The organism is Bifidobacterium catenulatum PV20-2, assembly GCF_000800455.1.
Lineage (GTDB): Bacteria > Actinomycetota > Actinomycetes > Actinomycetales > Bifidobacteriaceae > Bifidobacterium > Bifidobacterium kashiwanohense_A.
Map to the genome: position 1 here is coordinate 1545104 of NZ_CP007456.1, position 20315 is coordinate 1565418.

Annotated in this window: 20 protein-coding genes and 1 other RNA gene; 7 read left to right on the plus strand and 14 right to left on the minus strand. The window is 56.9% G+C overall.

Translation table 11 applies throughout. The features are described 5' to 3' along the window. Positions 1-119: 119 nt before the first annotated feature. On the minus strand, positions 120-779 hold the full coding sequence (gene hpf / locus AH68_RS06830; RefSeq protein ID WP_039198816.1) for a ribosome hibernation-promoting factor, HPF/YfiA family: 660 nt from the start codon (positions 777-779) through the stop codon (positions 120-122). A gap of 177 nt (positions 780-956) precedes the next feature. Between hpf and rnpB the strand changes: the two genes are divergently transcribed. Continuing rightward, positions 957-1319, plus strand: an RNA gene (gene rnpB, locus AH68_RS10170) — RNase P RNA component class A. Between the two features lie 73 nt (positions 1320-1392). Here the strand turns inward: rnpB and AH68_RS06835 are convergent. The 9 genes from AH68_RS06835 to miaB form a co-directional block, all read right to left on the minus strand. Continuing rightward, positions 1393-2073, minus strand: coding sequence for a regulatory protein RecX (locus AH68_RS06835; RefSeq protein ID WP_039198819.1), 681 nt, complete (start codon positions 2071-2073; stop codon positions 1393-1395). 3 nt (positions 2074-2076) lie between these two features. Further along, positions 2077-3258 carry a recombinase RecA gene (gene recA, locus AH68_RS06840; protein WP_039198821.1) on the minus strand — a complete coding sequence of 394 codons (1182 nt, stop codon included), beginning with the start codon at positions 3256-3258 and terminating at the stop codon, positions 2077-2079. 253 nt (positions 3259-3511) lie between these two features. Beyond that, the gene (locus tag AH68_RS06845) at positions 3512-3745 is read right to left on the minus strand and encodes a DUF3046 domain-containing protein (RefSeq protein ID WP_039199946.1); all 234 of its coding nucleotides are present in this window, start codon (positions 3743-3745) and stop codon (positions 3512-3514) included. A gap of 90 nt (positions 3746-3835) precedes the next feature. Beyond that, positions 3836-4348 carry a helix-turn-helix domain-containing protein gene (locus AH68_RS06850; protein WP_039198824.1) on the minus strand — a complete coding sequence of 171 codons (513 nt, stop codon included), beginning with the start codon at positions 4346-4348 and terminating at the stop codon, positions 3836-3838. Between the two features lie 60 nt (positions 4349-4408). Continuing rightward, positions 4409-4975, minus strand: a complete 567-nt coding sequence (locus AH68_RS06855) for a CinA family protein (protein ID WP_039198826.1) — start codon at positions 4973-4975, stop codon at positions 4409-4411. Between the two features lie 8 nt (positions 4976-4983). Next, positions 4984-5664: a CDP-diacylglycerol--glycerol-3-phosphate 3-phosphatidyltransferase gene (gene pgsA, locus AH68_RS06860; protein WP_039198828.1), complete on the minus strand. Its 681-nt coding sequence runs from the start codon at positions 5662-5664 to the stop codon at positions 4984-4986. A gap of 67 nt (positions 5665-5731) precedes the next feature. Beyond that, positions 5732-8530 carry an FtsK/SpoIIIE family DNA translocase gene (locus AH68_RS06865; RefSeq protein ID WP_039199948.1) on the minus strand — a complete coding sequence of 933 codons (2799 nt, stop codon included), beginning with the start codon at positions 8528-8530 and terminating at the stop codon, positions 5732-5734. Between the two features lie 197 nt (positions 8531-8727). Beyond that, entirely contained in the window at positions 8728-9774 is a 1047-nt protein-coding gene (gene miaA / locus AH68_RS06870) for a tRNA (adenosine(37)-N6)-dimethylallyltransferase MiaA (protein WP_039198830.1), read from the minus strand. After that, positions 9758-11212, minus strand: a complete 1455-nt coding sequence (gene miaB, locus AH68_RS06875; protein WP_039198832.1) for a tRNA (N6-isopentenyl adenosine(37)-C2)-methylthiotransferase MiaB — start codon at positions 11210-11212, stop codon at positions 9758-9760. Before miaB ends, miaA begins: the two co-directional genes overlap by 17 nt. 131 nt (positions 11213-11343) lie before the next feature. Here miaB and AH68_RS06880 point away from each other — a divergent pair, with 131 nt between their 5' ends. Beyond that, the gene (locus AH68_RS06880) at positions 11344-12072 is read left to right on the plus strand and encodes a GTP pyrophosphokinase (RefSeq protein WP_033500538.1); all 729 of its coding nucleotides are present in this window, start codon (positions 11344-11346) and stop codon (positions 12070-12072) included. On the opposite strand, the gene AH68_RS06885 is transcribed toward AH68_RS06880, so the two are convergent. Both AH68_RS06885 and AH68_RS06890 read right to left on the minus strand, forming a co-directional pair. Next, positions 12059-13054 carry a DMT family transporter gene (locus AH68_RS06885; protein WP_039198835.1) on the minus strand — a complete coding sequence of 332 codons (996 nt, stop codon included), beginning with the start codon at positions 13052-13054 and terminating at the stop codon, positions 12059-12061. The two genes, AH68_RS06880 and AH68_RS06885, sit on opposite strands and share 14 nt — an antisense overlap. A gap of 118 nt (positions 13055-13172) precedes the next feature. Next, positions 13173-14006: a Bax inhibitor-1/YccA family protein gene (locus tag AH68_RS06890; protein ID WP_039198838.1), complete on the minus strand. Its 834-nt coding sequence runs from the start codon at positions 14004-14006 to the stop codon at positions 13173-13175. Positions 14007-14157: 151 nt separating this feature from the next. Here AH68_RS06890 and AH68_RS10765 point away from each other — a divergent pair, with 151 nt between their 5' ends. Then, entirely contained in the window at positions 14158-14304 is a 147-nt protein-coding gene (locus AH68_RS10765) for a hypothetical protein (protein WP_158332986.1), read from the plus strand. A 63-nt stretch (positions 14305-14367) separates the two neighbouring features. On the opposite strand, the gene AH68_RS06895 is transcribed toward AH68_RS10765, so the two are convergent. Together AH68_RS06895 and AH68_RS06900 are read right to left on the minus strand one after the other, a co-directional pair. Then, positions 14368-15030, minus strand: a complete 663-nt coding sequence (locus AH68_RS06895; RefSeq protein WP_039198840.1) for a response regulator transcription factor — start codon at positions 15028-15030, stop codon at positions 14368-14370. Beyond that, positions 15027-16004, minus strand: coding sequence for a sensor histidine kinase (locus tag AH68_RS06900; RefSeq protein ID WP_236682379.1), 978 nt, complete (start codon positions 16002-16004; stop codon positions 15027-15029). The genes AH68_RS06895 and AH68_RS06900 overlap by 4 nt, the downstream gene beginning before the upstream one ends. A 100-nt stretch (positions 16005-16104) precedes the next feature. On the opposite strand from AH68_RS06900, the gene AH68_RS11050 reads away from it, so the two are divergent. The 4 genes from AH68_RS11050 (at position 16105) to AH68_RS06915 (ending at position 20134) form a co-directional block, all read left to right on the plus strand. Further along, positions 16105-16398 carry a hypothetical protein gene (locus tag AH68_RS11050; RefSeq protein WP_236682380.1) on the plus strand — a complete coding sequence of 98 codons (294 nt, stop codon included), beginning with the start codon at positions 16105-16107 and terminating at the stop codon, positions 16396-16398. Between the two features lie 186 nt (positions 16399-16584). Beyond that, positions 16585-17583 carry an ABC transporter ATP-binding protein gene (locus AH68_RS06905; RefSeq protein WP_052189182.1) on the plus strand — a complete coding sequence of 333 codons (999 nt, stop codon included), beginning with the start codon at positions 16585-16587 and terminating at the stop codon, positions 17581-17583. Positions 17584-17613: 30 nt separating this feature from the next. After that, complete coding sequence (locus AH68_RS06910) at positions 17614-18858, plus strand: ABC transporter permease (RefSeq protein WP_039198845.1); 1245 nt, start codon at positions 17614-17616, stop codon at positions 18856-18858. Continuing rightward, positions 18845-20134 carry an ABC transporter permease gene (locus AH68_RS06915; protein ID WP_039198846.1) on the plus strand — a complete coding sequence of 430 codons (1290 nt, stop codon included), beginning with the start codon at positions 18845-18847 and terminating at the stop codon, positions 20132-20134. Before AH68_RS06910 ends, AH68_RS06915 begins: the two co-directional genes overlap by 14 nt. Positions 20135-20315: the final 181 nt, after the last annotated feature.

A 20315-nucleotide genomic window follows, 5' to 3' on the forward strand; every position in this document is an offset into this window, starting at 1 on the left:
GCGTGTTGCGGCTTTCTACCATTCGACATACCGTCTGCAGTCATGAAAAAGAGGCCCGCACATACACTGTGCGAGCCCCGTTCGGTCAGATTATCTCCCTATCCAACCTGTTGCATGTCTTACTTCGCCACATTCTCCGGGGTGTCGATCTCGAAGACGCCATAGCTCCAGCCGTGACGATGGTAGACGACGGACGGGCGACCGGTCTCCTTGTTCACGAACAGGAAGAAGTCATGCCCGATCAACTCCATCTCATACAGCGCCTCATCAATGGTCATCGGCTCCGCGATATGCAGCTTGCGACGGATGACAATCGGGGTGTCGCCTACCTGGACTTCGACGGACTCTCCCGGACCCAGCTCAGCGGCGACGGCGTCGGCTGGGCTGTTATTCGGCTCTTCGATCGGCTCCTCGACTTCCGGAGTCGGCTCGACGACGCCAAGATCGACCGGGACCGGATCGCTGTAGCCACGACGATGATCCTTGCGACGATCACGGGTGCGACGCAGACGGAGGGTCAGCTTGTCGAGAGCCATGTCCAGAGCGCTGAACTCATCGGCGCTTGAAGCCTCGGCACGCACTACAGTACGACCCGCGATGACAGTGATCTCGACGCGCTTGGCAGTATCGGCCTGACGCGGATTGCCCTCATGCGACAGCACAATCTGAACACGCTGCGCATCCGGAGCGATAGCGGTCACACGATTCATCTTGCTTTCGACAACGTCACGGAACCTTTGCTTGATCTGCGTATGACGTCCGGTAACGACGATTTCCATGTGGACCTCCCTAGACTCAAGCGGTGTTACCCGCTATATACGGACCAAACAGCTGCTTCGCTGTTCGGTAGTCAACATTGTAGCCGCAACATTGTGATTTCACTGAAAAGTTGATGCAAGAAAAATAAAGTTTTTTTGATTTTCCTTTCGTCCGTTTTCTTGCTATCATAGTGCGTTTGAGACCTCTTGATGGCCGCGACCGATCCGTCGGTTGAGGAACTTCCGGGCTCCATAGAGCACGATGGCGGATAACGTCCGCCCAGGGCGACCTGAGAGATAGCGCAGCAGAGAACAGACCGCCTATCGGTTTCGACCGGCAGGTAAGGGTGAAACGGCGGTGTAAGAGACCACCGGGCCGCTGGTAACAGTCGGCCGCATGGCAAGCCTCATCGGGAGCAAGGCCAAGCAGAAGGCGTTTGAGGGCTGCTCGCCCGAAGCCTTCGGGTAGGCTGCTAGAGCCTGGCGGCAACGTCAGGTCGAGATGGATGGCCATCCGTGCCTGAGGCACGACAGAACCCGGGGTATAAGAGGTCTCACTCCCTTATCACACCGACCGATTCCCGCGGCGAAACAGTGTTCGAAAACCGCATAGCCACTATGCGAATCAGCCGTTTCAGACGAACAATTCCTGTGCGATTTCCCGCAGAACTTCAGGATTATGGCCTTTCCGCCCACCAGCACTCCAAAACCGTCGTTTACGCACCTCGACATCCAATCCAGCAGTTTTTCTTGCTGTTCGACGTCCCAGCTCCCATGCAGCCTCGGCGAACACGCCTTGGGATTCGGCCTCATCGCACACACGTTGCGCAAGCTGGCGGTCTACACCTTTGCGTTTGAGCTCCATAACCGCTCCCCTATGCCCCATCAGCCGTGATGCGCAGTACCGCACCGCGGACTGGGCGTACGCCTCGTCGTCGATGAGACGGACCCTAATCAGCCTAGCAATCACATCGTCCACTACTTCAGGAGCGTATCCTTTGCCAACGAGTCGCTCTCTCATCGCACCTGACGGACGCGGTGCCGCATCAAGCAACCGGAGGGCGGCCTCCCTGCACGCATCCAGATCAGTCGGATCGTCAGGGGTTCGCGACACGCCGACCACGACACGCCCTGCGTGTCGTGCGTGTCGCACACGCTTCGGCGTGTCTTCTTCATCATTGCACAAAACCTGTCCGCAGCCGGATTCGATTCGGCCGTCCTGCAGTCGCCCACCGCAGGAAAGGGCAGGGCCCCCAGCCTTGGACAATACCGGCTGGAGGCCCTGCTGTTCAAGAAATCGCTCGGCACTGATCATATGTCATGCCTTGTCGGCAGGCTTGGAAGACTTTGTCGCACCCTTGGCCGTTTCCGGCTTGGCAACAGCTTTCGCCTTTTCCTCGCCTTTCGTATCCTTCGCCGACGCATCGTTACCATCCTCGGCGAATTGGTCGGTAGGCTCAATGAGTCCGAATTCGGCTTTCACCTTATTCTCGATCTCTTCAGTGAGCTCCGGGTTGTCTTTGAGGAACTGACGCACGTTCTCACGCCCCTGCCCCAGTTGGTCGCCACCATACGTGAACCACGATCCGGACTTCTTCACGACATTGACCTGCAACGCCATGTCAAGCACAGATCCTTCTTTGGAAATCCCCTCGCCGTACAGCACATCGAACTCAGCAGTCTTGAACGGCGGAGCCATCTTGTTCTTGACGACCTTGACCTTGGTACGGTTGCCCACAGCCTCGTCGCCGTTCTTGATGGTCTGGATGCGACGAATATCCATGCGGACGGACGAGTAGAACTTCAACGCCTTGCCACCGGTGGTCGTTTCCGGATTGCCGAAGAACACGCCGATCTTCTCGCGAAGCTGGTTGATGAAGATGGCCGTGGTGCCCGCCTGGGCCAAAGCGCCAGTCATCTTACGCAATGCCTGGCTCATCAGTCGCGCCTGCAAACCGACATGGCTGTCGCCCATCTCACCTTCGATTTCGGCCTTCGGCACCAATGCCGCCACGGAATCGATGACAATCACGTCAAGAGCGCCGGAACGAATCAGCATATCCGCTATCTCCAGCGCCTGTTCGCCGTTATCGGGCTGAGAGACGATCAGCGAATCCGTGTCGACGCCAAGCTTGCGCGCATAGACAGGATCAAGCGCATGCTCCGCGTCGATGAACGCGGCGACTCCACCGCTTTTCTGGGCATTGGCCACCACATGCAGCGCCAGCGTGGTCTTGCCAGAGGATTCCGGGCCGTAGATCTCCACAATACGCCCCTTCGGCAAACCGCCGATGCCCAATGCCATATCCAATGCCAGTGATCCGGTTGGAATCACCTCGACATCCTGCTCGGGACGATCGCCTAATCGCATGGCCGACCCCTTGCCGAAATTCTTCTCGACCTGCGCGAGCGCCGTATCGAGCGCGGCCTGACGACGCGGGTCGATGCCGTTCGCGGACTTGTTCTGTGCGGCTCCCTTTGCCGCGCTCGTCTGTGCCATGACTACTCCTTTTGCCGACTATGACGAATGGTGGCTTCACCGTAAGGCCACAGCATTCGTTCTTGCAAATCCAACGACCGCTGTGGTCGGAAGACATGCGATCCAACGAGTCATAAACCAACATTCTTTGAAAAATCAACGTTCTCACGCGACCTAAAGAATTTGGAAACGGCCCGTTTCGGTTGTTATCTGTGGATAACTATATCCCAATATGCGAACATCTGTTCGAAGAGGTGTGTTGTGTTCGAAAAACTCAACAAACCGGCATGGGAGGCGCGTTATGATCTTTGCCCCAACGTTGGGAATCCGGGATACCCATCTGGTCGCATAGCACATTCCACACCACTCGAGGCTCCTCGCCCGCACTGAGAGCGTCGACCACCGTCATACCGCCAAGGCGATCAAGCACCTGATCATGCGCCAACGATCGACCGTAGCTGCGTCCGAGCACTTCCTCAAGCAACTGCCAAAATTCACGTTCCTGCACGCGCCCCAGTGTACACAGACTTGATTTATATGCGAAAAGAGAAACGCCCGGCGAACAATCGCCGGGCGTCATCATGCCATATTTCACGAATCAGGCAGTCACGGAATCAAGATAGTCAGCCACCATACGAAGCATCTGAGCTGTGGACAGCCCCAAGGACTGCGCGATGGACGACAGCAGCTCGGAGCTGGCTTCCTTCTGCCCGCGTTCCACTTCGGAAAGGTACCCCAGCGACACGCCGGCCTTTTCGCTGACCTCGCGAAGCGTCTTATGGTCTCGCGTGCGCAGGTCACGCAGCACATGACCGATGGCTTCGCGCAACGAAACCTCTTTGGCCTCATCAGACTGCTCCGGAGCATGCTGCACGGCGCACGTGTTTACACGTTCGGAGTCCTCTTCCTGCCACATTCGCGTCAACGCGGCCTGACGCTCGTCCTTGGCTTTCTTAGCCGCACGCGCACGGAGCACCTGCTGCTGCGCGAACATCACCGCACGCCTCTGAGCCGGCGTGAGCTCCCTGACGCGAGCCCCGGCAGCCTGCGCGGTCGCAGGGGCCATAGCCTTGAGTTCCCTCTGTTCTTTGGTGAGTGTCATCATTTCCATTCATCAGCCCCTTTTTCGTGCGTACGTCTGTCCACTATGGTCAACACTCATCTTTGTGGATTATTCCTGTGAATCCGCTGAAAGCTCCCTCAGTTTTTGCAGAATGCAATACACGACGCCACGCCGTACGCTTTCCCTATCTCCCTGCAAGCGAAGTTCGAAAGCCTCCGTTCGCCTAGAGCGAACAGATCCAAACCCGTTCGGCAGGGAACAGCCGACGTAGGCAAGCCCCGCAGGCTTGTCTCCGTCAGGTCCAGGACCTGCCACACCGGTGGTCGACAATCCGACGACACGATCGCCGTCCTCCTGCTGACGGTACAGCCTCGCTGTTCCGAAAGCCATCTGGCGCGCCACTTCGGGATGGACAGCCCCCTCTCGGCGCAACAACTCGGCATCCACTCCAAGAATCGACGCCTTGGCACGAATGTCATATGTCACAGCGGAGCCAAGAAACACTTTCGACGCCCCCGGCACACGCACGAAAGCATCGGCCAGCAAGCCTCCTGTCAATGACTCAGCCGCCGCGATTTTGAAACGATTGGTCTCGCAATATGCAAGAACGGCCGCAGCCAATTCATCGCATTGCGATTGGTTGGCGGCAGCCGTCTGGTTCAAGGATTCAATCATGAATAACCCTACTTGGTTTCTTTTCCGGTCTTGTCTGCGGGCTTCTTACGACCGCCGAAAGTATTAACCAGATACTCGCCACCGGAATACAGGCAGAGAATCAGCGCAAGATAAATCAGCGCATACGTGATGGTGTAGTAGACGGTCATCCACATCGGGGTGTCGTTGACCCCTTCCGACGCCAAGCTCCACATAGGCAGCATCAACATGGCCAGACCGATGCACTGGCAGAGCGTCTTGTACTTGCCCGCCTGGGATGCGGCGATGACCTTGCCGCCCGTGTCGATCACAAAGAAGCGCATGACGGTGATGCCAATCTCACGAATCAGGAACAGGGCGGTCACGACCCAGCCCAGCACCGGATTGCCAAATTCGTTGAAGATGGCGGCAACGATCAGTGTGCCGCAGGTGAGCAGCTTGTCGGCAATCGGGTCCATCAGCTTGCCAAGTTCAGTGACCTGGTTGTATTTGCGGGCCATCCAACCATCAAGCTTATCGGTGCATGCCGCGATGATGAAGATGACAGCGGCAACCCAACGCATGGTGACGTTGTCCACGCCCCACGCGCCGGCTTTGGCGTACAGCGTCAAAAACACGATGACCAAAATGATACGAGAGAAGGTGACAAGGTTCGGCGGCGCGTTCCAGCCGTCAAGCAACGATGATTTGCGTTCTTCTTGCTTTTCCATACCGTTCACGTTACCCTGACACTTCTACTTGCTTACCAATTTGCGTTTCATACGGAGCGCTCCCCGGTCACATCGCCACTTCGGAATCCACCGCCGAAGAAGCTCCCGAATTCAGCGACGAGGTCTCGCCCTTGATGAAGGCGAGCACTTGCGGCAAGTCCTGGGGCTGCACCAACACCTCGCGCGCCTTGGACCCTTCGGACGGCCCCACGATGCCACGCGACTCCAGCAGATCCATAAGACGTCCCGCCTTGGCGAACCCGACGCGCAGCTTGCGCTGCAACATGGACGTCGAGCCGAACTGCGATGTGACCACCAGTTCCGCCGCCTGCAACAGCACGTCCATATCGCCGCCAATATCTTCATCCGGTTCGATGGCCTTCTTGTCGGATTCCTTAGCCATTTCCTCGATATCCTCGCGGTAGTGCGGCTTGCGTTGGGTGCGCACGAACTCCACCGCACGACGGATTTCCGATTCGTCGACCCATGCGCCCTGCACGCGCAACGGTTTGGCCTGTCCCATCGGCAGGAACAGCGCATCGCCCTGCCCGATCAGGGTTTCCGCTCCGGTAGAGTCGAGGATGACACGAGAATCCGTGGCGGACGAGGTCGCGAAAGCAAGTCGTGAAGGAATATTTGCCTTGATCAGACCGGTGACCACATCAACCGACGGACGTTGGGTGGCGAGCACCAGATGCACACCTGCCGCTCGTGCCAGCTGCGTGATGCGCTGGATGGAGCTTTCCACATCGTTCTTGGCCACCATCATCAAATCGGCCATCTCGTCGACGACCACCAGGATGTACGGATATGGGGCAACCTTCCGTTTCGACCCGGCTGGCGCATGCACTTTGCCCGCACGCACGGCCGCATTGAAATCCTTGATGTGGCGGAATCCGAAGAATTCAAGATCGCTGTAGCGTGCATCCATCTCCTTGACCACCCATTCAAGCGCCTGCGCGGCCTTCTTCGGATCGGTGATGATCGGGGTCAGCAGATGCGGGATGCCCGCGTAGGCGGACAGTTCCACTCGTTTCGGATCAACCATGATCATGCGCACTTGGTCAGGCGTCGCTCTCATGATCACAGATGTCAACATGGAGTTGATGAAACTGGACTTGCCGGAACCGGTGGCGCCTGCCACCAGAAGATGCGGCATCTTGGTGAGGTCGGCCGTTATAAAATGGCCTTCCACATCCTTGCCCACGCCTGTGAGCATCGGGTTCGGATCATTCCTTGCCTTGTCCGAGCGAAGCACGTCGCCAAGCACCACGGTTTCACGGTCGGTGTTCGGTATTTCGATGCCGATGGCGGACTTGCCTTCGATCACCGACAGGATGCGTACGTCGGAGCTGGCCACCGCGTAGGCGATATTTTTCTGCAGATTGGTGACCTTCTCCACTTTCACGCCAGGACCAAGCTCCACCTCGTACATGGTCACGGATGGGCCTCGCAGGAAGCCGATAACTTTGGCGTCGACATTGAATTGCTGGAAGGTGACCGTAAGCGCGCGAATCACACGATCGTTCTCCGGCGTGTGCACGGCGTGCGGCGCACCTTGCTTCAGCATGCCGAGGTCAGGTAGATGGTATGGGCCTTCCGGAATCTCGTCGGATTCATCGGAAAAGCCTTCCTCGCTCAAGCCGCCATTCAGATCGTTTACGACCTCGTTGGTCGCCGCATCGACCATGACCTGCGTTCCGTTGGATGTGCCGTTCTCATCGATGACCGCCCACGGGTCGTCCGCAGCCACGCCGACTGACTTGATTTCACTGGATGGTACCGCTCCGACCATCGCGGGGACGGTTTCTGAAATTTGCGGCATGGTGCCGCTTGCAGTTCCGATCGGATCTGACGAAAGGGAACGCGCCACGGGCATTTGAGGCATGACGACGGTTCCGCCAGAATCCTGAGTGGAATGTTCGCCGGATGAAATGCTGCGCGGCTGCGAAACACTCTGATATGGTTCGTCAAGCATGGTTTCCGCCGTTTCGCCATGCTGTTCGGCGGCATTGCGGAACGCCTCATCGCCGTCATAGTATTCGAGTCCGTCTTGAGTGCCCTGCTTCTTGGTTTTTGATGATATCAACTGCTTTAAGCGAGAAAGCAGCATCGGCCCCTTCCCTTCGGCTGCCGCATTGTCGGTTCCATCATGCGCCGGCACTCCCTCGGCAAAGGACAGCGTGGTATCTCCGATGCGCACCTCATTCGGGAATTGCTCAGTCTCGTCATCGTCCGCCTTATTTGCACCGAAACCAAAACGGGACATCAACGCGCATATTTTGTCGGGAACCTCATCAACCCGCGTACGGGTGATCAGCAACAGCGAAAACAGAATGACGACCGCGAAAATAACGATGGCAAATGCTTTGGAAAGCCCCCATGCCAACGGGCAACCAAGCACGTAGCCGAGCAATCCTCCCGCTTTCTGCAGCAGCGCCATATCGAAACCTTGGATGTCGGACGCGAGTGCCGCGTCAAGTATGGAACAGATGGACCACAAGATCATGGACCATCCCGCCGCCATACGCGCATTGTCGCTTTTGCGCTGGGTCTTATGCATAAGGCTGAACACCACTAGCATTAGGAAAACCGGCAGAATGACGCTCATCAGGCCAAACAATCCGGAGGCCATGGCATGGAGCACCTGACCGAACGCACCTTGCACCCGGAACCATTCCGAAGCGCAGAACAGCACCGCGAGAATCACCAGAACAAAACATGTGATGTCACGCCTGTACTTGGTCAAGACGCCCATCACTGGCGATGGTTCGGCCGCGTCCATGACCTTGGTCTCGCCGGAACGGGCTTTGCCCGCGGACCTTTTGCCGCTAGATTTCGTGTTGGAAGATGCTGTTCGTGCCATAACGGTCATGATTTTACCCATGGGATGCGCCATGACATGACATTTCCTCGAATCGCACACATTTTCTAACTTAAGTGAACACGCAATTTCACTGATTGGATTCCGTCAAGATCGTCACCGTCAAGCTGGGTGCCCAGCCGGAGAAGACCGTGGATAAGGTGAAAAGCTTCGACGAATATGCCAGCGGGTTTTTCATTTCAGGCGAGGTCTCCGAGATGATGCTGGGTGTAGGCGTCCGCTTGCGCGTCTATGGCGTCATAGGCACCTGCATCGGCATGTTCGATGATGGCCATCGCATTGTCTAACAGCGCCGGATTGAGCGCTTGGAGCCAGTGGATGCGCGGATCGCGACCGAACCATCCCATCTGCTTGCGTGCCAGACGCTTCGTTTTCTGCGCGATGTCCATGAACGTGTCGTTCAGGTCACGCAATCCGTCCAAATAGTCGACGACCTGCTGGTAACCGAGCGCTTTGGCTGCGGTGATGCCCAGTTTGGGGCGCATGCGCTCCACTTCTTCGATGAATCCGCCTTCAAGCATCTGCTTGGTGCGGATGTCGATGCGACGGTCCAGTTCCTCACGGGGCAAATCGAGACCGATCTGCACGGTGGGAATGACGTACCGATAATGCGGAAGGCTTGCCGAATAGGGGCGTCCCGTCACTTCGATGACTTCCAGCGCGCGGATGGTTCGTCTCGGATTGTGCGGGTCCATGCGCGCCGCCGCTTCGGGATCCTTGACCTTCAGCTCGTCGAACAACGCGCCCGCGCCTTCGGCTTTCTCCCGTTCCTCAAGCGCCTTGCGTACTTGCGGGTCGGTGCCGGGGAAGGAGATGTCGTCGATGGCCGCCCGTGCGTACAGGCCGGAACCTCCAACAAGGATCGGACGCACTCCCCTGGCCTGTAGTTCGGCTATTTTCTCGCGGGCGAGCTCTTGGAACCGCGCCACGGACATGGCATCGTCCGGTTCGATTATATCGATGAGATGATGTCTGACCTGCGCCTGCTCCTCCGGGCTCGCTTTGGCCGTGCCGATATCCATGCCCCGATACATCTGGTATGCGTCGGCGTTGATGATTTCCGCCTGTTCGCCTTTGCACGCCAACGCTTTGGCGACGGCAATGCCCAGTCCTGTTTTGCCGGATGCGGTTGGTCCGACAATGGACACGACCTTACGCTGCGTGGCAGGATCGGCGCCCCTTGTTTTGTCTGTTTTCTCAGAAGTCTGCTCAGTGTCGAACGGCATAGGTCTGCCCCGCCTTCAGATCGGGATCGGCAATGAGGTTGTGGCGCCCCGCATGGGTGACGGTGGCGGTCACGAAATCGCCTACCTGCGGCATCGGCCTGCCTTCAGGCACACCGACATGCACGAGCACGCCGGTTTTCTCGCGCCCGGTAACGCGATGGGTCGCGGCGTCCTTCTTGCCGGATGCGCCGGTTACCATCACTTCGACGTCACGGCCTTCGAAGGTTTTGAGATTTTCTTCGGTGATGCGTTCCTGCAATGCCACGAGTCGTTCGAACCGGTCCTGGACCACGTCGTGCGGCACTTGCTCCATTTCGGCGGCCGGAGTGCCTGGGCGCGGCGAATAGATGAAGGTGAATGCGGACGCGAATCTCGCCTCTTCCACCACGCGCAGAGTTTCCTGGAAGTCCTCTTCGGTTTCACCCGGGAAACCGACGATGATGTCGGTGGAGATCTGCGCATCCGGCATGGCCTCACGGATTTTGCGCAGAATGTCAAGGAACTTCGCGGAACGATACGAACGGCGCATGGCGCGCAGGATTCGGTCGGATCCGGACTGCAGCGGGAAGTGCAGCTGGTGCATGACATTGGGCGTTTCGGCCATGGCTGCGATCACGTCGTCGGTGAAGGCGGCGGGATGCGGCGAAGTGAATCGCACGCGCTCCAATCCTTCGATCTCACCGCATGCGCGCAGTAGCTTAGAGAAGGCGAAACGGTCGCCGATGCCGTAACCGAACGAGTTCACGTTCTGGCCGAGTAGCGTGACTTCCTTGGCTCCTTCGTCCACGCACTGGCGGATTTCGGCAAGAATGTCTCCCGGGCGACGATCATGTTCCTTGCCTCGGGTGGTAGGCACGATGCAGAATGTGCAGGTGTTGTTGCATCCGACGGAGATGGCCACCCAGCTCGACACCTTCGACGCACGGTCGGTGGGAAGCTGGCTTGGGAAGTAGTTGAGTTCCTCTTTGACCTTGACCTGGGCGTGACCTTCAATACGTGCCTGATCGAGCAGCTGCGGCAGTGAACCGATGTTCTTCGTGCCGAACACGGCGTCGACCCATGGCGCTTTTTTGGCGATTTTCTCACGGTCGAGCTGCGCCATGCAGCCGCCGACGGCAATCTGCAGGTTCGGGCGCTGGCGCTTCCTTTCGGCCCACAGGCCGATGGTGCCGTACATGCGTTCCGCCGCGTTTTCTCGCACCGCGCACGTGTTCATGACGATGAGATCCACGTCATGGTCGAGGTATTGCTCTTCGGTGGCGGGCACGTAACCGTCCGCCTCAAGCACGCCTGAGATACGTTCGGAATCGTGCACGTTCATCTGACATCCGAGGGTGTGCACATAGAACACGCCTTTGCCTCGCGTGGCGGTGTCTCCTGTGGTGGGTTCCGCAAGTTTCGAGGCGCGCTCCGCCTCGGTCATCATGTCTTCGTTCATAGTGTTCCATGCTATCGGCAGGGATTCCCAGCACGCGCCGTACTGTGCGTGGCATGTTGACGAATTGAAGGGATAACGTTTTTCAGCGCTTTTTCAGTTTCCCCTGCTCCTTTTGGGTACACTATGGAACCGTGATACTTGATAGACAAAGCCGCATCAATACCAGCGAACTACAAGCGCGATTGAAATCGGTAAGTTTCGACGACGGTCCGTTGCCATCCGATCAGATCACCGAATTCATCGATCAGATGCAGGTGTACGAGGGTGCGATGTATGAGATTAGCACCAAGTTGGAGATTCTTGATTCCGAATTCCAAGTGCGTTTCTCCCATAACCCCATCCATCATATGGAACGCAGGTTAAAGTCCGTCAATTCCATTCTCGGCAAGCTAAAACGTAAGGAACTGCCGCTGACGGTGGAGTCGGTCAAAGACAATCTGTTTGATGTGGCCGGCATTCGTGTGATCTGCAATTATCGCGATGACGTATATTCAGTATCGAATTATCTGTCTGCCCAGAACGATATTCAGGTGTTGCGCGTGAAGGATTACATCAAGAATCCGAAGCAGAATGGTTACCGTTCGCTGCATGTGATTTACGCGGTGCCTGTTTTTCTGTCTTCCGGACCGCATTACACGCCTGTGGAAGTGCAGTTCCGCACTATTGCTATGGATTATTGGGCGAGTTTGGAGCACGCGCTGCGCTATAAGACGGATCTGCCTGACACAAAGCTGTCGGAGCATTCGCAAACGCTACTTGATTGCGCGAGGAGTCTGCAGAATATCGAAACGCAGATGCAAAACATCCACCGCGACATCAATGGCGCGCCTCGGGTTGGCGAGGCTCCTAAGGCCGATTGACGTCCACCTGCCTGCATTTGACCGCGTGCAGAAGCTGGTCGATGGGCAGCTGGGCAAGTATGGTGCCCACGAAGATGAGCGCACAGCCGATATAGGCTCGGGTGGTCATGATCTCGCCAAGCAGGAGTGCGCCGCCGACCGCGGAGAAGAACGATTCGAGCGACATGATCACGGACGCTCTGGTCGGGGGCACAAGTTGTTGCCCTACGACCTGAAGCGTATAGGCTACGCCAGCGGAGCAGACGCCCGCGTAGACGATGGCGATCCAACTTTGCGCGGCACCGGCCCAGTCGATGGATCCTTCGATGATAGAGCCGATCCAACTGAGGATCGCGGTGGTGGTGATCTGCCCGAATGAAAGCAGGATGGGGTCCATGTCTCGCCCGAAGGTGTCTATGACGAGGATGTGCCCAGCGAAGAGAACCGCGGTGAACAGCAGCACCATGTCCGCCAGGGTGATGGATCCGAATCCGTCGGTGACGCACAGCAGGTAAAAGCCGATAACGGAGATGGCGACGCTGATGACGACGCTGAGGTGCACTCGTCGACGCAGTATGACGAAGGCAAGCAGCGGAGTCATGACGATGTATAGCGCGGTGATGAAGCCAGATCGTCCCGCCGATCCGGAGTAAAGGATGCCGTATTGTTGGACGGTGCTTGCGGTGAAAAGCACGATTCCGCAGATGATGCTGACCACGATGGGATTGCCGGTCCATTTCGGCATGGCGACGATTGCGCCGTTGCCGAGGGTGATGGACGGTTTTCCCTGGGTTTCACGGCGTTTACGCTCTTGTTCCGCTATGGTGCTGCGGCGAACCCAAAGCAACGGTATCAGCGAGATGGATCCGAGGGTGAATCGGGTGGCTCCGAAGAACAGCGGTGTTGTGGAGTCCATGCCTTGCACTTGCGACACGAATGCGAATCCCCAAATGAGGGCCGCCAGTACGAGGCATGCCATGCCGCCAATCTCTTTTCTCTGCATGAGCACCCACCGTAAAGCATGTCTTTGACCAACGGATAAAGCCTGGCCACATTCTGGTCAGGCTTTATCCGTTACGTTGACCGAGGAGCAATTCCGAGGACGCTCCGTCATTTGGATTTCAGTCGCGATTGCCAAGGAGTTGGAGAATATACATGAACATGTTCACGAAATCCAAATACAGATTCAGCGCGCAAAGGATGGAAACCTTCTTGACCATTTCGGGGCCTTGGGCGGAATACTGTTCAAGCATCGCGCGGGTGGCTTGGGCGTCGTAGACGGTCATACCAGCGAAAAGCAGAAGGCCGATGGCAGAGACGATCATGAGGGTGGTGTTGCCGGGGGCGAAGATCATGAGAATCACTTCGGCGATGATGAGCACGATGAGACCGACGAAAAGGATGGGGCCGGCCTTGAGCATGTTGATCTTGGTGGTGCGTCCGAACATGGTGAGCGCGAAGAAGAAGCCGGCGCACAATGCGAGGGAAATGCCGATGGTGCCAAGATCGTAGGCCATGAAGATGGTGCTGAGGGTGAAGCCCATGAGCGCCGCATACACGTAGAACATGACGTATGCGGTGGAGACCTTCATTGTATGGATGCGCGCGCCAAGGTAGATGGCAAGCACGATTTCAATGATGGCGGGGGCGAAGATGCCGATGATGCCCGTGGTTTGGATGAGTGCCAGGTATGCGCCGCTCATTTGGGTGATGATGGCGACCACGGCGGTGACGATCAAACCGAGGGTCATGTGCGCGTATGCGCTGTTGACGGAACTGCGTTCGGCCTGCTCGTAGGAATAGGTGGCCTGCACGTTGACCGCGGCGGTACCGTTGGGCGCGTAGGCGTATTGCGGCTGCGCATTGTACTGGTTGTACTGTTGGTTGTACTGGTATTGATTGTTGAAGCCGTTATTCTGGGCGTTGTTACCCCGGGGCTGCTGACCGAATGCCATAATCGCTCCTTTTTGCTCGATTGCGCATCACGATACGGCATTTTCCTGACGATTTCATGAATATTGGCTTAATCTCGTATTTTCTTCAAAGCCCGCATAGGTTTCGCGTTCGACACGGGGAGTGTGCCGGACGCGAAAGACTGGAATCGGAATGAAGCTCAGCACCAAACCGAGCGCGCCGACCGCGGCCGCACGCGCCGTCGGCGGCAGTTCGGCGGGATTGACCGTGTGGAAGCGCACGTCGAACGGCCAAAAGCTCAGCGACGTGTGGAAGACCTATCGTCTGCGCACACGCTAAGAGTGGTATCCGTTGGTCGCTTACGTAGGTGCCATTGGCCAGCGGTCATTTACTGACGGTCGCTTATTGGCAGGCCAGCCATTCGACGGCAAGCTTCGTTCGATTCGTGATGTTGGTTTTCGCGAGAATGTCGCTGATGCGATTGCGTACCGTACCTTCGCTTAAGAACAGTTTCGCGGCGATCTCCCGATTATCGTAGCCTTCGGCGACCAGTTGCAGCACGTCACGCTCCCGTTCGGTGAGATTCGTGAAACGGCCCGGAAACTGAGCCACTTCGCTCTTATGCGCTTGTGAAACGTCGTTCCATGCTGGACTGGCATTGCCGACGTGCAGTTTCTGCAACACCTGTGCCCCCATGACGACCTGCCCTGCCATCACCGACTGCACTGCGGGAATTACCGATGAGACATCCTGTTTGATCAAATAGCCTTTGGTGCCGATTTCCAGCGCTTTGGCGATATACGACTCGTCCGCGAATGTGGTGAGGATCAGGATTTTCGCATTCGGATGGGCGTCGATGATCTTGCGTGACGCAGTGAGCCCATCCATGACCGGCATCTGCACGTCGATCAGAAGCACGTCCGGATTATCGTCTTCATATCGGTCCACCGCGGTTTCGCCATCGCAGGCCGTCCATGCGATGTCGGCGGTGCCTGTCGCCTTGAGGATCGTGGACAGCGACGAGCATACGATTGGATCATCATCGACGATTGCGACTCGCGTCATACGTTCTCCTTCGTTGCCATATGCGTTGCCGTGCTATTGTCCGTTTTGGGAATGGACACAAACACCCGCCACCCTTCATGATAAGGGCCGCACACCGCTGTGCCACCGAGGGCGCGCGCACGTTCCTCGATATCGGCCAATCCAATGCCTGTATCTCCTTGCATCGCCTCCTTGCGAACGGCACTGCGGAACTGGTGGATGCGGACGGAAGTCTCCCCCATCATGCTGGCGTCTCTTTCCTGGGAGCCATCGCTCCACAAGGCCCCGTCATCCTGTATACGCAACTGCCATAGCGCAGGAAAATCACGCAAAACGATATCGACGTTGCGCGCCATACTGTGACGGATCGTATTGTTCAACGCCTCACGAATCGTCGTGGCGAAACAGCGTGACACCGCGGCCGGAGCCGCATCAATGCCGTTACTCAACATGACCTTCACTCCACTGGAACCATCAAAACCATGTGCGGAGGCTTCGATCTGCGCCACGAAATCCGTGCCTTCGTCCTTCAGATCATGCACCGCGCCTCGCACCAATGTCATCGCCTCGCCCACAGTGTCGCGAATCTGCGCGAATCCTTGAGCCGCCTGTTCCTGTCCGGAAACCTGCGCCACCACCTGCGACGCTTCGGACTGCATGATGGCGCGGGTGAGCATATGACCGACGTTGTCGTGGATTTCCCGTGCTATGCGCGTACGTTCCGCAAGCGTGGCCGCACGTACCGAGGCGGCGCGATCCTCCTCGCTTTCCGCCAATTGCGAGCGCAACCGACGTATCTGGTCGCGTCTGGAATCTTGGAGTCTCTTGTTTTGCCATGCAAGTTCGATGTTGCGGGCGCATAGCATGCCGACCGCGAATCCTAATATCATGTGCAGGATCAGCAGCGCGGCGACCATTGGAGAGTTTTCGTTCGCACTTGCACCGTGGCAACGAAGCATCGCCGCCACGGCAGGAGCGAGCCATGCCCATCGCACGACAATCCGTATGATTCTCGACAAGATGTGGTGCGGTCTTGATGCTTGCTGACGTTGGATAGCGTATTGCCGGTCGGCGTCATGTGAGACTGCAGGCAACATGGCTACATTGTATGCGGCGATCGGCACCATCGCGCACCATGAAGGCATGATGCAGGCGCCGCAGTCCAACACCAGCAATAGGGCAGCGTTCCATACCGATGAGCGCGCATACTCCCCCACTGAGGCGCAGCAGATGGCCAGTAACGCTCCACATACCAGTTCGGCTGATGCATCTCCTGTCATGTATAGATTCGCAATCAACGCGAACGCCAGGAAAATGGCTTGGAACATCAATCGCAACATGCCATCCTCCATTGTCGCCGCCCAACATGGTCACGGCTTACCAGCGTAGTGCACGATGCCGTCGTTACCGTCCCGCTTTGCGTCGAAGATGACATTTGTCACCTTTCGCCTGTTCATCTCGCATCGTATTTCATGACTGCAAACACTGTGTTGTTCCTCTTTCATCGGAGAGAATGGAATCATCATCGAACAACGGCCGCCATCGCCGGTGGAACATGTGAGGTAAGGAGTTGCTATGAGCGGGCATATGGAACGCGGCACTGATGAGCGTTTCGGTAGCGCGGTCAAAGTGTCGAAGCTGGTCAAACGGTATGGGGATATGCTTGCGCTTGACTATTTCGACCTTGACGTGCGTGAAGGTGAGATTTTCGGTTTGCTTGGCCCGAATGGTTCAGGCAAGACCACTGCGATTAATTGCATTCTCGCATTGCTTACGTTCGATGAGGGCACGGTGCGCGTGTTCGGCGAACCGATAGGCCCGACCAGTTATGCGCTGAAACGTCGCATTGGCATTGTGCCTCAGAATGTTGCCGTGTTCAACGAGCTGACCGTTGAGGAGAATATCGATTATTTCTGCTCATTGTATGTTCCCGACAGGGCTCGTCGCCATGTGATGGTTGAGGATGCGCTGGATTTCGTGGGCTTACGCGATTACCGCAAGTTCCGTCCGTCGAAACTGTCGGGAGGTTTGCTTCGTCGATTGAACATCGCATGCGGTGTGGCGCATAAGCCGGATCTGATTTTCTTCGACGAGCCGACCGTTGCTGTCGACCCGCAGAGCCGCAATGCGATTCTGGAAGGCATTCAGCGGCTTAACCGCGAAGGCGCGACGGTGATTTACACGAGCCACTACATGGAGGAGGTCGAACAGATCTGCGACCGCATTCTCATCATGGACCACGGCAGGCATCTGGCATTGGGCACCGCCGACGAGTTGAAGACGATGATCGACACCGGCGAACGTATCAGCGTGGAAACCGATGACTTGGGCGGTACTCACGATGAGTCCGGCATAAGGAAGACGTTGGAAGAGCTGAGAGCGCTGCCATGTGTGGTCGGCGCCGATTATGACGGTCACGAATTGACGGTGCGTTGCCGCAGAGGCGACCACAATCTTCTTGACGTGCTGACGTTGCTGAAAACCAACGGCACGAATATCGGGCATCTTTCCTCCCGGCAGCCGACGCTGAACGACGTGTTCCTCGAGCTGACCGGCACCGCGTTGCGCGACTAGTGGAAACCATGATCTGAAAGGTTTGGCATTATGCTGCAGACACTGCTGGTCAATCTGAAACTTCATTTCAGGGAAAAGTCGTCACTGTTCTGGCTGCTCGCTTTTCCCATCATTCTGGCGACCATGTTCAACGGCATGTTCGGCAATATCGCAGAAAGTTACGAATTGCACACGATCGATGTCGTCGTGATCGATAATGACGATTGGCGCGCCTCCCCTGGCGTGCAAACGTTAGTTGACGGCATTTCGTCCGGCTCCGACGGCGATCATGAAAAGGCCGATAGTGGTGATGGTGCCATGCCAAAGCTCATCACGGCCACGAAAACCAGCTCAGTGCAGGCCGCGGATCAGCTGCTTTCCGACGGGAAGGCGCAAGGCGCGCTATCCGTCGACGGCGAAGGGAAACTGCAGTTGGCCATTTCGCAGGCCACGCAATCGTCCGTCACGGATGTGATGGCATCAAGCAGCGGCTTGGACATTTCCCTGACGGTATTGGGCAATATCGTGGACTTGTACAATCGCAACACCGACGTGGTGGTCAATGCCGTGCAGCATAATCCGTCGGCTTTGCTGGATGACGCATTCACCGGCAGTATCGGATCGTCAAGCGGGTTCACGAAAGAAATCCAGTTGACGAATTTCAAACCGAGCAGCACCGCACGCTACTATTACGCGCTGCTTGGCATGGTTGCGATGATGGCCATGAATTTAGCCGTGAACGCGGTATCGATGGCGCAGGCGAATCTTTCGGCGCTTGGCATCCGACGTTCCGTCGCTCCCCTGCCGAAATTGCAGCAGTTACTTGCCGGTTTTCTTTCCAGCTGGATCTGCTCGTTCCTAAGTCTGACCGTGGACATGCTGTACATCCGTTTCGGTTGTCAGATCTCCCTTGGCGGCCGTGAATGGGCAGGTTTGTGCGCATGTTTGATGGCATCGTTCGCCACGAGCGCGTTTGGCACATTAATCGGCGCATTGCCGGGTATTCCCGCAGGCGCCAAGCAGGGATTGTGTACGGCTCTGGCTTGCATTCTTTCACTGTTTTCCGGTTTGTATGGTTCGTTCGCCATGGCTCTGAGCGATCAGATAGCGCAGCACGCGCCCATATTGAGCACATTGAATCCGGCACAGCAGGTAACGAACCTGTTCTACGACATTCTGTATTACGACAGTTTCCGGCCGTTCCTCACCACGGTGGGCGTGCTGGCTGCAATGAGCCTGGTCTGCCTTGCCGTGGCGACCGTTCTGTTGAGGAGGCAGCGCTATGAACACCTGTAAAGCCGCGATGCGCATTCTCAAGGCGCGCAAATTGTATGTGATCATCTATTTGGTGCTGATCGGCACGATGATGTTCTCAATCAGCTGGCAGATCATGCGAGGCTCCTCAACTGCCGGAGCGTCGACGTATGAGCCGAAATCAGCCCGCATCGCAGTGATCGACCGTGATAATGACGCTGACCATGTGGCGGAATCGTTGCGTTCCTATCTCGCCTTGGATGGTGAGATGGTCGACATTGACGACGATTCCGTATCATTGCAGCAGGCTGTCGCATCGAATTATGTTGATTTGATTGCGATTGTTCCAGAAGGTTTCGCCGAGCACTATTTACAGTACGTGGACGGCGGCACGGATGCGCAGCCAACCATCGATACCGTGGTCAGCTATGCTTCCGGGGCTGGATCCTTGGCCCAGCTGGAAGTCAACGAATTCCTTTCTTTGACGCGTACCTCCTATCTTGGTCTGCCGCAATCGCAACGCGAACTCGGCACCGCCATGACAACGGTGTTGGATGTTGCCAACGACGATACGAAACAATCACATATCGCCGTGGTGTCTTCGTCTTTCGAAGATGAAAGCACAGCCATGCTGGGTACGTCGGCATTCGCAGGCACGATCAAAACCGGCCTGTATCCGCTGCTGCTGGTCATGCCGATATGCACGTTCCTGGTGGTCAGCACGTTCAACGACAGCGAGATCAGGCGCAGACTCTACTCGTCGCCCGCACGCACGGTATCGTTGGAATCGCAGCAAATGTTGACATGCGGAGCGTTCGGTCTGCTGGTATGCGTGGCCTACATTGCGGTGACGTTTCTGCTGATGATGTTGGCCGGAGTCTCCTTTGACGGGCTCACCATCATAAATGTCGGACTGGCATTCGTGTCGCTGCTGACTTACACGTTCATGGCGATCGCATGCGGCTTTCTGCTGGGATCGACAGGCTTCAACGAAATGGCTACGAATGGCTTCGCCAACGTGTTCGCTCTGCTGGTCATGTTCACGTCCGGCATGGCGTTCCCCGTTGATATGATGCCCGACCCAATGATCCTCATCGGCAAACTGCTGCCAGGATGGTGGCTTTGCTCGTCGATAGATTATGCGTTCGGGCTTGGCACGGCTTCCTCGCATGGCGTGGACTACGGCATGTGGGCATGCGATACCGGCTTGGTGGCGTTGTTCGCAGCGGCGTTCATCTGCCTTGGTCTGGCATTGGGACGTATCCACCGTGCGCGCCCGACGTTGGCCTCGCCCGCCACCACCCAACTGGTGCGATAACGGCCCAGTCACAGGTCCGTGTCTATACATAGCACGACCAAACGGCCTATTTGAGCACGACCAACGATGTCCATCCTTCAATGCCATAGTGCCGACAGTGGCTGACCGCATGATCATGTGATCCGTGAAATCACCGACGCCAACCGCGAATATCGAGAAGGCAAGGCCGTAGAATATCGTA